This window comes from Actinomadura sp. 3N508 (assembly GCF_044326375.1).
Taxonomy (GTDB): Bacteria; Actinomycetota; Actinomycetes; order Streptosporangiales; family Streptosporangiaceae; genus Spirillospora.
On the sequence record NZ_JBIRAX010000004.1, the window covers coordinates 1 to 11,779 of the forward strand.

Below are 11,779 nucleotides of genomic sequence, written 5' to 3' on the forward strand. Positions count from 1 at the left end.
GGCTCCCTCCTGCACTGGACCCGCAAAATGATCGAAATCCGCCAACGCCACCCCGTCTTCGGCGTCGGCACCTACGTCGAACTCTCCGCCTCCAACCCCTCCGTCCTCGCCTTCACCCGCGAAATCACCGAGGACGAGAGCCCGTGGGGCGAGATGGACACCGTCCTGTGCATCAGCAACCTTTCCCGCTTCCCGCAGCCCGTCGAACTCGACCTTCGCCGATTCGAGGGCTACTCCCCCGTCGAATGCATGGGCGGCGTCCAATTCCCCGCCATCGGCGAACTCCCCTACCTGATGACGCTTCCCGGACACGGCTTCTTCTGGTTCCAGCTGAACCCACCAGACGACGACACGGAACCGTCCCCCCGCACGGAAAGGACCCCCTGACCGTGCTGCCACCCCATCCGACCCTCACACGTGCCCTCGCGGAATGGCTCCCGAGACAACGCTGGTTCGGCGGCAAAGACGGCCCCATCGACGACCTCACCATCGGCACCGCCACCGAACTCCGCACCGGCGACCCCGCCATGCACCACCTCATCCTCGACGTCCACCAGAACGGCACCGTCGACCATTACCAGCTGCTTCTCGGCGTCCGCCACGACCTGCCCGACCGGCTCAGGCACGTCGAGATAGGCGCGTCCACCCACAACGCCCGGAAGGCACACCTCTACGACGCCGCCCACGACCCCGACCTCACCCGCACACTGCTGGACGAGCTCGCCGCCGGCGCGTCCATCGGCCCGCTCCGATTCCGCCACGCCGACGGCGCCCGCATCCGCACGGACCTGACGAGCCTTCCCATCACAGCCGAGCAGAGCAACACCTCCCTCCTCTTCGGCGACGCCTACATCTGCAAGCTCTTCCGCCGCCTCTCCCCCGGCCTCAACCCCGACCTGGAGGTCAACCTCGCACTGACCCAAGGCGGCTGCGCACACGTCCCAGCCGTCCTCGGCTGGCTGGAACTGGAGCCCGCCCCGCACAGAGAACCGGTCACGCTCGGCCTCTTGTCCGACTACCTGCACACAGGCGCGGACGGCTGGAGCCTCGCGATCGCGAGCGTCCGGGACTGGTTCGCGCACACCCCGCCGCCGTGCGACACCGGCTGGGAGGGCGAGTGGGCCGAGCTGGACGCGAGCGCCGCCGGCGGCGACTTCGCGGCCGAGGCCGAGCGGCTCGGCGCGGCGACCGCCGAGGTGCACCGGGCGCTCGCGGACGCGTTCGGCGTGACGATGCTGCCCGCCGCCGAGGTCCGCGCGATGGCCGCCCGCATGAACGCCGAACTGACCGGGACGTGCCGCGCCGTGCCCCGCCTGGCGCCGCACGCCAAGTCGCTCACCGGAGCGTTTCTCGACCTCGCGGCGCAGGCGGAGCCGCTGCCGGTCCAGCGCGTCCACGGCGACTACCACCTCGGCCAGGTCCTGCGCACCGAAAGCGGCTGGACGCTGCTCGACTTCGAGGGCGAGCCCGCCCGCACCCAACACGAGCGCCGCGCCCTCGCGCATCCGCTCCGGGACGTCGCCGGGATGCTGCGCTCCTTCGAGTACGCGGCCCGCTTCCTCATCGCCAAGCCCGGGACGATTCCGCCCGAACCCGGCGGCCGGCTGGAGACGCGGGCGCACGCGTGGGCGGCGCGGAACAGGGCCGCGTTCTGCCGCGGCTACGCGGCGGCGGGCGGCCCCGACCCGGCGGCGCATTCGGTGCTCATTCGCGCCTTCGAATTCGAGAAGGCCGTCTACGAGGTGCGGTACGAGGCACAGAACCGCCCGGCCTGGCTGCCCGTCCCGCTGAAATCGCTCGCCCATCTGACCGCATGATCAAAGACACCAAAGGCCGCCGCTAATTCCAGTTCATGATCATGTAAAATCAGCACGCTCGGAAAAATCACGGCGCGATCAACGGGTACCCGAACCTTCGGCAGGGAGATCACCTGCCCCGGCGGAAAGGCCGGACGACGAGGGAACGGGAGAGCACCCGAATGTCCACCGCAGGACACGCACACGGAAACGGAACAGCCGTCGGCCATACCGGCCGTGCCCGGGCGGGCGTCCGAAAACAGAGAATGCTCCGGACGGCCGTCACCGTATCGGTGGCCGGGCTCGCGCTGGTGGTCCCGACGGGCTCGCAGGCGCTGGCCGCGCTCAATCCCACGGTGCTGAAGAGCCTGCACCTCGACTCCGCCACGCTGAAGAAGGTCCGGGCGTACGACCGGTACCGCACACGCGAGGCGTCGCAGCGCGAGGGCGCGAGCAAGGCCCTGGCGTTCGCGCGCAAGCAGATCGGCAAGCCGTACCGGTGGGGCGCGGAAGGCCCTGGCGGCTACGACTGCTCCGGCCTCGCGATGGCAGCGTGGCGAAAGGCGGGCGTCGATCTCCCCCGCGTCACCCACGCGCAGTACCGCCAAGTGAAGCGGAAGGTGGCTCTGAAGGACCTCAAGCCCGGGGACCTGGTCTTCTTCCGCAACCGAAACCACGTCGGGCTCTACGTCGGCAAGAACCGCTACCTGCACGCCCCGTACACCGGCGCGCGAGTGAGAATCGACAAGCTCAACGCACGCCGAAAGCAGCAATTCGCGGGCGCGGTACGCCCGGGCGCTCCCGCCTACAAGGAGTGGTCGCCGTCGGTGAAGGAGCTCGTCGAGAAAATCGACCGGATGGGCTCCGACGAACGCGTGGCCAACAAGCCCCCAGATAAGCAGCGGACCCCCGACATTCCGCCACCATCCGATACATCACCCACCCTCCCCGACGACTCCCCACCAACAGAGACCAAGCCAGAACCCCGCCCGAGATACAAGGCAAAACCCGACAACCCGGACGCCTGGGAAAAATACGTAGGCCCGCTAGAAGAACTAACAGCACCAGGCCACGAACCCCACTAACCACCAGGCCCACCGCCATGGACGTCCTCGACGCCCATGGCGGTGGCGAACCCCCGGTGCGCCTCCCACGAGAGATCGAGCCACGCACAGCTAGCGCGGAAGAAGCGGCCTGGAGCCGGTCCCGGCCGAGTGGCTCCATATGACCTCCGACGACGAGGCCGGCGTGATGACTGCGGGGTCATGCTCGGCATCAGGTCGCCGCGAGCTCTCGACCCGGTCCGCGCGACCCATCCGTGAGGCGGTGGCCGCCGCCGTGCGCGCCCGTCAGCTCGACGACCAGCCTGGGTGGACGCCGCACATCTCCGCTGCTTAGCAACACCGATGCTGACGCTACGCCTGTCATCGACGCGCTCGCGCCCCGTCCCGAGGGCGCGTTGCTGTGGGGCGCGCGGGTCCATCTGGTGGCTCAGCAGAGGGTCGGGCATCTGTACTGCTGGGAGTCCCGCGCCCTGGCCCGGCTCGGGGAGTAGGTCCCGTCCAACGGGCGGGGATTGACACCGTCTCTACATGATCTCTTGGTGGCTGGGCGGTACTGGTGGGCGGTTTGGTGTGCGGGGGTGGGTGGCGTTCCGGGTATTTCGGGTGCTTGATCGCTAGGACGTTGCCATTCGCTTACTCCGGCGTGGGCATCGGGACCGGGCGCACGGGCATCATCAGGGCTCTTGCGACTTTCGGGGCGATTGGGAGGGAACGCGATGTGGGACTTCGCGGGCCGGGACACCGCTATCGACCTGGGCAGCGCCACCGTGCGGATGCATGTCCGAGACCGCGGCGTCGTCTGCCGGGAACCGTCGCTGCTCGCCCGATGCCGGCGGACCGGGCGCATCCTCGCGCTCGGGGGGTCGGCGCAGGAGATGGCGGGACGCAATCCCGACGTGACCCTCGTCCGGCCGATTCGGAGGGGCGCGCCGACCGAAACCGATGAGGCCGAGTACCTGATGCGCCACCTCGTGCGCAAGCATCACCGGCGCCATTACACGGCGCGGCCGCGGCTGGTGATGACGGTGCCGAGCGGGCTGAGTTCGGTGCACTACCGGGCGCTGCAGTTCTCCGCGTACCAGGCGGGCGCGCGGCGGCTCACGCTGGTGCCGACGCCGATCGCCGCCGCCATCGGGATGGGCATGACGTCGTCGGCGCGGCCCGAGGTCGCGGTCATCGCCGACATCGGCGCGGACGTCACCGATGTCGGCGTGATCGCGTTCGGCGGGCTCGTCACGTCCCATACCGCGCATGTCGGCGGGGCCGCGTTGGACCGTGCCATCGTGGCGCTGGTGCGGCGGGAGCAGAACGTGGCGCTGTCGGTGTCGGCGGCGGAGGCCGCGAAGCTGGCGGTCGGGGCGGTGCCGCCGCTCGGGCGGCGGCCGGTGCGGCAGACGGTGGTGCACGGGCGCGATGTCGCTACGGGGATGCCGCGCGAGGTGGTTCTCACGACCGTGGACGTCGGGCGGGCGATCGCCGGGCCGGTGGCCGAGATCGTCGAGGCGATCGGTGAAGGGCTCGCGGGGTGCTCTCCGGAGATCTCTGGTGATCTGCTGAGTGTCGGGATCACGCTGACGGGGGGCTCTGCGCGGCTGCCGGGGCTGGAGCGGCTGATCCGTGAGCGGACCGGACTGGCCGCCCGGATCGGGGACGAGACGGGCGACGCGGCCGTGCTCGGCGCCGGGGAGGTGCTGCGGTCGGCGCATTCGCAGGAGCCGTCCGCCAGGGAGAGCTCCCCGCGGCCGCATGTCGTGACGACCGTGCCCGAGTTCGAGTACTGACCTAGACTCCGGGTCCCATGAGCGACGCACCCGGCGAGGGTCCCGGAAGCCCGCGGTTGCAGGAGGTCTCGGACGGGGTGTTCGCCTACGTCCAGCCGGACGGCACCTGGTGGATCAACAACACCGGCTTCCTCGCCGGGGCGCGGGGCGTGATCAGTGTCGATTCCTGTTCCACCGAGCGCAGGACCCGTGCCTATCTGGAGGCCATCCGGTCGGTCACGGGGGCGCCTGTCCGGACGCTGGTCAACACGCATCATCATGGCGATCACACGTTCGGCAACTACCTGTTCTCCGGCGCGACCGTCGTCGGGCACGAGGAGACGCGGGCGGGCGCGATCGCGTGGGGCAAGCCGTTCGACGAGCCGTTCTGGACGAAGGTCGACTGGGGCGCGGTCGAGCTTGAGCCGCCGTTCCTTACCTACCGCGATGGCGTGACCCTTTGGGTGGACGATCTGCGGTGCGAGGTCCGGCATGTCGGGATGCCCGCGCATACGACGAATGACTCGATCGTCTGGATTCCCGATCGGCGGGTCCTGTTCTGCGGGGATCTTCTGTTCAACGGCGGGACGCCGTTCCTGATGCAGGGGTCGGTGGCCGGTGCGATCAAGGTGCTGGAGGAGGTCGTCGCGCCGTTGGACGCGGAGGTGATCGTCCCGGGGCACGGGCCGGTGGCGGGGCCGGAGCTGATCGATCGGGTTGTCGCGTATGCCCGGTTCGTCCAGGCGACGGCGCGGGCGGGGAAGGCGGCCGGGCTGGCGCCGCTGGAGGCCGCGCGGGAGGCCGATCTCGGGCCGTTCGCGGAGCTGACCGACGCCGAGCGGCTCGTCGGCAACCTGCACCGCGCCTACGCCGAGCTGGACGGTCTCGAACCCGGCGCGCCGATCGACCTGGTCGCCGCGCTCGACGACATGATCGAGTTCAACGGCGGGCGCCCGCTGACCTGCCGCGCCTAGAAAATGTCGTGAATCTCGGCAAGTGCCGGTTGTAGCGTGGCCGCTCATGAGCGAAGCGCGGGCACTTCTCGACAACGGGGACATCGCCGGACTCATCCGGCATCTGCGGTTCAACGCGGACGACATGGACCTGGCCGAGGTGGCGGGGCTCATGGAGGGCGCGGCGGCACGGTCCGGGTTCGACGACATGCGGGAGGCGGCGGCCGCGATGGTCCGCGCGCGGGGGCCGCAGGAGCTGTACGACTTCGGGTACGCGTGCATCGAGCGCGGCGTGCCGTTCCTGGCGATCCCGGCGCTGCGGCGGGCGCTGGAGCTGATGCCCGACGAGCCGGCGCTGCTGATGGAGCTGGTCTCGGCGCTGGAGCGGGAGAACCGGCACGCCGAGGCCGTCGCCGCGCTGGAGCCGCGCGTGGTGTCGCTGGAGCCCTGGCCCGCCCGGTACCTGCTCGCCTACAACGCGCTGCTGGCCGGGGATCTCGTCCGGGCGGACCGGGAGGCGACGGCGCTGCCCGTCCCGGACGACGCCGACTGGGCGCCCGCCCGTGACCGGCTCGCGCGGATGCTCGCCAGGGCGCGCGCGGCGCGGGACGCCGGCCCGCTGGACTCCAAGGCTCTGCGGGGCTGGCACTTCGCGCTCGGCGGCAGCATCCTGGCGACGGTCTCTCCGTACGGGTTCGACCAGGGGATGACGGGGCGCTTCGCGTACATGTCCGACAGCTTCGCGACATGCCGCCGGGTCCTCGACCGGCTGCGGGTGATCCTGGACGCGGCCGGACGGCGGCCCGCGTCGGTCGGGCTCCTGCCGGACCGGTCGAGCCGGATCCTCGGGCTGGCGGCGGCGGAGGTGCTCGGGCTCCCGGCGGAGCCGTACGCCCCCGGGCGCCCCGACGTCCTGGTGGTCGCCTACGACCTGAACGAGACCGAGGCGGACTGGCTGCGGGAGCGCGCCGAGGGGCAGATCCTGTTCGAGCGCGCCACCTGCTGGACGGATCCGCCCGCCGTCAGCGCCGACGTCACCGGCCTCCTGCACCAGATCGTCGTCGCGCCGTGGGGCGAGCAGCTTCGGGTGACGCCCGAGGGCGAGACCGAGACCGTCCCGGCGGACGAGCGGCCCGCGGAGGAGCTGGCGGACGAGATCGTCCGGGCCGTCCCGGAGGACGACGAGGGCGACGGTGCCACACCGCCCGACCCCGACGAGGCCCTCGCCGAATTCACGCGGGCGGTCTCCGGGCGGTGGCTCACCGGCCCCCGGGACGCGGTCCGCTCCCCCGGCCCGGTCCCGAGCAGCCGTTTCGCCTAGCCGCCGGGTAGGCCGCCGACTAGCCGGTCATGTCGCGTTCGACGGCCTCGGCGGCCTTGCGGGCGGCGATGAGGACCGGGTCCCAGACGGGCGAGAACGGCGGCGCGTAGCCGAGGTCGAGGCCCGTCATCTGCTCCACGGTCATGCCGTTCCACAGCGCGATCGCGAGGCCGTCGACGCGCTTGGCGGCGTTCTCCTCGCCGACGATCTGCGCGCCGAGCAGCCGTCCCGAGCGGCGCTCGGCGATCAGCTTGGTCCGCATCATGGTGGCGCCCGGGTGGTAGCCCGCGCGGGTGGTGGACTCGACGGCCGCGCTCAGCGTGGCGAACCCGGCGGCGGCGGCCTCGCGCTCGTTCAGCCCGGTCCGCGCGACCTCGATCCGGCAGATCTTCGACACGGCGGTGCCGACGACGCCGGGGAACGTGGCGTAGCCGCCGCCGAGGTTGATCCCGGCGACGCGGCCCTGCTTGTTGGCGTGCGTGCCGAGCGCGATCGCGACGGGGGCGCCGGAGACGAGGTGCCGGGTCTCGACGCAGTCGCCCGCGGCCCAGACCCGGTCGGTGCGGGTGCGCATCCGGCGGTCGGTGACGATGCCGCCGGTCGGGCCGGTCTCGATCCCGGCGGCGCGGGCCAGGTCGGACGCCGGGCGCACGCCGAGCCCGAGGACGACGATGTCGGCGGGGTGCGTCCCGTTCGCGGTGCGGACGGCGGTGACGTGCCCGTCGGGGGAGGTGTCGAAGGCCTCGACCGGCTCCCCGAGGTGCAGTTCCACGCCGATGTCGCGGATCGCGTCGGCGATGACGGCGCCCATGTCGGGGTCGAGGGTCCGCATGGGCTGGTCGGCGGCGTCCACGATGGACACCTCCAGGCCGCGCATCACCATCGCCTCGGCCATCTCCAGGCCGATGTAGCCGCCGCCGACCACGACCGCGCGCCGCGGCCTGTCCCGTTCGAGGACGCGGCGGATGCCGATGCCGTCGTCGAGGATCTGGACGCCGTGGATGCCGCGCGCGTCCGCACCGGGCAGGCGCGGCCGTGCGGGGACGGCGCCGGTCGCGACCATGAGGTGGTCGTAGGGCTCCCAGCGCTCGCCGCCGCTCTCGTGGTCGCGTACCCGGACCCGTCCGCCGGACACGTCGATCTCGACGGCCTCGGTGCGCAGCCGCACGTCGATGTCGCGGTCGCGGAACTGGGCGGGCGTGCGGGCGATGAGGTCGTCGAGCTCCTCGACCACGCCGCCGACGTAGTACGGGATGCCGCACGCCGAATAGGACACGTGATGCCCGCGTTCGACGACGAGGATCTCCAGGTCGTCGGCGCCCCGGAGCCTGCGGGCCTGGGACGCGGTGCTCATCCCCGCCGCGTCGCCCCCGATGACGAGCAGCCGTTCCCGTGCTGCCATGACGCATCCCCCTCGGGTTCTCAGATCCCGTACACGCGGCGGGCGTTGCCGGACGCGATCAGGCCCGCGACGCGTTCGGCGTCCCGGGCCGTCCAGGCGCCGTCCTCCACTCCCCCGGCGAGGAAGCCCGCGAGGCCGCGCCGGAACAGCAGCGCGCCCAGGTGGAAAAGCTCGGCCAGCCCGAACGCGTCCGACGAGTAAAGCACCTTCCCGAACGGCGCGAGCTCCAGCAACTCGGCGATCAGCACGGGCGAGCGGTGCCCGAGGTTGTGGGTCGCGAGGCCCGCGTCGACGTACACGTTCGGGAGCACCTGGGCGAGGTAGCCCGCGTTCCGGTGGAACGGATAGTTGTGCAGGAGCATCGCGGGCACGGGGTCCATCGCGCGCAGCAGCTCGACGAGCAGCAGCGGGTCGCCGCGGCGCAGGTCGGCGTCGACGTCGCCGAGCCCGACGTGGAACTGCACCGGCAGCCCGGCGTCGACCGCGCACCAGACGAGGAAGCGGTGCAGGACCTCGTCGTGCACGCGCGGTGCGTCCGACCTCATGAGGCGTCCGGCCGCCGCCGTGACCTCCGCCGGGGACGGGCGGTCGCCCGACAGCTCCAGCCCGGCCCGGTACGCGGCGATCGACTTCGCGCCGACCGCGTCGTGCCGCTGGACGCGGGCGCGGACCTCGTCGGCGAAGCGCGCGGCGTCGACGCCGGACGCCGCGGCCTGCTCTGCGACGCTCTCCAGCCGGACGATCTCGTGCGCCGACGCGCCCGCGAGACGTCCGAGTTCGGGCGGGTCCAGGAGCGACTGCGGCGTGTACCCGGTGTCCACGCACAGGGCGTCCAGCCCGGCGGCGTCCAGGAATCGGCGGTTCACCTCGGCGGCGCCCAGCTCGGCGCGGCGGGCGAGGTAGGCGTCCGGTTCCGCGTGCGCGTCCAGGCCCAGGACGGGCGGGCACCAGCGCCGCAGCGCGAACCCGACCTGCGTGTCGAACATGCTGACGCCCGGCGGGCCCGCGGAGTCCGCCTCTGTCAGCAGCTCCTCGAACCCGGCGCGGTCCAGGTCGCGGTCGAGGACGCCGTGGCAGTGGTGGTCGGCCAGCGGCAGCGACTCCAGGAATTCCAGCACGGCCCGTCTCCTCCCTGAGAGGGGATGATCTCCCTACGATGCCTGTGCGGGACGTCACTCGTCGCCCCGTCACGCCGACGCCACTCCGATCGGGAGCCAGCACCGTGGAACAGACCCCTGAGATCGTCACCGCCGGGCAGAGCCTGGACGCGCACGCCCGTGCCCGGCTCGGCAGGCGGGCGGCCGAGACCGCCCGGCGGCTGGCCGGGCAGGACATCGTGGCCGTCGCGCTCACCTGGGTGGACGTCAGCGGGATCACGCGGACCAAGACCGTCCCGGTGGAGCGGCTGGAGCACGCGGCGACCTGGGGCGTCGGGATGTCGCCGGTGTTCGACGTGTTCCTGCTGGACGACTCGATCACGTCCGGGAAGCACATCGGCGGCCCGGCCGGTGACCTGCGGCTCCACCCGGACCTCGGCCGCCTCCGCATCATGTCGGCGCTGCCGGGCTGGGCGCACGCGCCCGCGCTCCGGTACGCGCAGGACGGCGGCGTCCACCCGCTGGACACGCGGGCGCTGCTGCGCCGCGAGACCGAGCGGCTCGCGGAGGGCGGCTGGTCGGTGAAGGCCGCCGTCGAGATCGAATGGGCGGTGTCTTTGCGGGACGGGCCGAAGGGCGGCGGGGACGGCTTCGTCCCGGCGTGCCGCGGCCCGGCGTACGGGATGACGCGGGTCACGGAGCTGGCCGGATACCTGCGGGACGTCCTGTCCGCGCTGAAGGAGACCGGGGTCGCCGTCGCGCAGCTGCACCCCGAGTACGCGGCCGGGCAGTACGAGGTGTCGGTCACGGCGGAGGACCCGGTCGGCGCGGCCGACACCGCCGTGCTGGTGCGGGAGACGATCCGGGCGGTGTCGATGGCGCACGGCCTGGCCGCCACGTTCTCCCCGAAGGTCGAGGCGGACTCGGTCGGCAACGGCGCGCACGTTCACCTGAGCCTGTGGAAGGAGAACGGGTCGTCCGGGGCGGTGAACGCGATGGCGGGCGGCGACGGGCCGTACGGGATGACGGCCGCCGGTGAGGCGTTCGCCGCCGGGATCCTGCGCCGGCTGCCCGCGCTGCTGGCGGTCGGGGCGCCGGCGGTGGCGAGCTACCTGCGGCTCGTCCCGTCGCACTGGGCGGGCGCGTTCGCGTGCTGGGGGCTGGAGAACCGGGAGGCGGCGCTGCGGTTCGTCACCGGCGCGGACGGCGAGCAGTCGCGCGCGGCGAACCTGGAGGTCAAGTGCCTGGACGGGGCCGCCAACCCGTACCTGCTGCTGGCCGCGCTGCTCGCCGCAGGGCGCGACGGGCTCGGCGCCGACCTGAGGCTTCCGGAGCCGGTCGAGGTCGACCCGGCGTCGCTTCCGGAGGAGGAGCGCGCGGCCCGGGGGATCGAGCGGCTGCCCGCGACGCTGGCGGAGTCGGTCGCGGCGTTCGAGGCGGACACCGTCCTGCGGGACGCGCTCGGCGAGGCCGTCACCGACACCGTGTCGGCGGTCCGGCGCGGGGAGATCGCGCTGCTGGACGGCGCGTCGCCGGAGGAGATCGCCGCCGTCACCCGCTGGCGCCACTAGGACGCGGCCGATGCGCAGGCGCCGCCCGGCTCGGCTCGAACCGCCGCACCCGCACCTGGACTTCGCCGCAGGCGCAGCGGGTGTAGGTCACCACGCCCTCCGACGTCAGGTGGCGCGAGAGCACCTCGTACGCCTCGGACTCGGGCCAGCCACAGCGTGGGCATTCCTCCACCGCGCACATCCCCATGGAAGTCTGTAAGGGTTGTAATTAGGATGTCGTTTACAGCATGGCATGCCACCGGAGGCCACGGCAATGCGGATCACTGGATACAAGAGCCACGGGGTGGCCGCCGCGGCGGCGCTGGTCAACGCCGTCACCAGCACCGGCGGTGACGACTCCGCCGACGCGCTGCGCCGGATCCTGCGCGAGAACGAGTTCTTCTGGCGGCAGTTCCGGGACGACGACGCCCCCGACTTCCGCATCTGGGGCCGGACGCTGCGGCCGTTCTTCGAGGCCGAGCGGGTGGAGGACGCGATGGCCCTGCTCAACCGGCTCCTGTTGCAGGTCCCGATGCACCCCCACCTCGCCGACCACGAGCCGCACGGCCTGCACATGCACTACGCGCCGCCGTCGTCCCGGCTCCCGGACCGGTTCCGCGCGACGACGCTGATGAACCTCGCCGAGCTGATCGTCGAGCACGGGCTCACCCGGACCGGCGTCTGCGCGGCCGACGGCTGCGACCGCGTGTACGCCGACACCTCCCGGGCCGGGCGGCGCCGCTTCTGCTCCGAGTCCTGCGCGAACCGGACGAACGTCGCCGCCTTCCGCGCCCGCCGCCGCAGCTGATCATCTCCGGGTGATCTATCTCGCTTTC

Annotated in this window: 10 protein-coding genes; 8 read left to right on the forward strand and 2 right to left on the reverse strand. The window is 72.3% G+C overall.

Translation table 11 applies throughout. From position 1 onward, the window contains the following. The 6 genes from ACH34S_RS15565 to ACH34S_RS15590 form a co-directional block, all read left to right on the forward strand. Positions 1-387, forward strand: a 387-nt coding sequence (locus ACH34S_RS15565; protein WP_395953341.1) for an alpha-glucosidase C-terminal domain-containing protein, incomplete at its 5' end; no start/stop codon positions are given. Between the two features lie 2 nt (positions 388-389). Continuing rightward, positions 390-1,817 (forward strand): aminoglycoside phosphotransferase, encoded by a 1,428-nt coding sequence (locus tag ACH34S_RS15570; RefSeq protein ID WP_395953343.1) that lies wholly within the window; start codon positions 390-392, stop codon positions 1,815-1,817. A 245-nt stretch (positions 1,818-2,062) separates the two neighbouring features. Beyond that, positions 2,063-2,881, forward strand: a complete 819-nt coding sequence (locus tag ACH34S_RS15575) for an NlpC/P60 family protein (protein WP_395953344.1) — start codon at positions 2,063-2,065, stop codon at positions 2,879-2,881. Positions 2,882-3,576: 695 nt separating this feature from the next. Next, on the forward strand, positions 3,577-4,641 hold the full coding sequence (locus ACH34S_RS15580; RefSeq protein WP_395953345.1) for a rod shape-determining protein: 1,065 nt from the start codon (positions 3,577-3,579) through the stop codon (positions 4,639-4,641). A 17-nt stretch (positions 4,642-4,658) separates the two neighbouring features. Then, a complete protein-coding gene (locus tag ACH34S_RS15585; RefSeq protein WP_395953347.1) occupies positions 4,659-5,594 on the forward strand; it encodes an MBL fold metallo-hydrolase in 936 nt (311 codons plus the stop codon). 46 nt (positions 5,595-5,640) lie between these two features. Next, entirely contained in the window at positions 5,641-6,894 is a 1,254-nt protein-coding gene (locus ACH34S_RS15590; RefSeq protein ID WP_395953348.1) for a tetratricopeptide repeat protein, read from the forward strand. Positions 6,895-6,913: 19 nt separating this feature from the next. Here the strand turns inward: ACH34S_RS15590 and ACH34S_RS15595 are convergent, their stop codons facing one another. Both ACH34S_RS15595 and ACH34S_RS15600 read right to left on the reverse strand, forming a co-directional pair. Continuing rightward, entirely contained in the window at positions 6,914-8,296 is a 1,383-nt protein-coding gene (locus ACH34S_RS15595) for an FAD-dependent oxidoreductase (protein WP_395953349.1), read from the reverse strand. 20 nt (positions 8,297-8,316) lie between these two features. Continuing rightward, a complete protein-coding gene (locus ACH34S_RS15600; RefSeq protein WP_395953350.1) occupies positions 8,317-9,414 on the reverse strand; it encodes an amidohydrolase family protein in 1,098 nt (365 codons plus the stop codon). 104 nt (positions 9,415-9,518) lie between these two features. On the opposite strand from ACH34S_RS15600, the gene ACH34S_RS15605 reads away from it, so the two are divergent. Together ACH34S_RS15605 and ACH34S_RS15610 are read left to right on the forward strand one after the other, a co-directional pair. Next, a complete protein-coding gene (locus tag ACH34S_RS15605; RefSeq protein ID WP_395953352.1) occupies positions 9,519-10,964 on the forward strand; it encodes a glutamine synthetase family protein in 1,446 nt (481 codons plus the stop codon). A 253-nt stretch (positions 10,965-11,217) separates the two neighbouring features. Further along, positions 11,218-11,751, forward strand: coding sequence for a CGNR zinc finger domain-containing protein (locus ACH34S_RS15610; protein ID WP_395953353.1), 534 nt, complete (start codon positions 11,218-11,220; stop codon positions 11,749-11,751). The last annotated feature ends 28 nt before the right edge of the window (positions 11,752-11,779 follow it).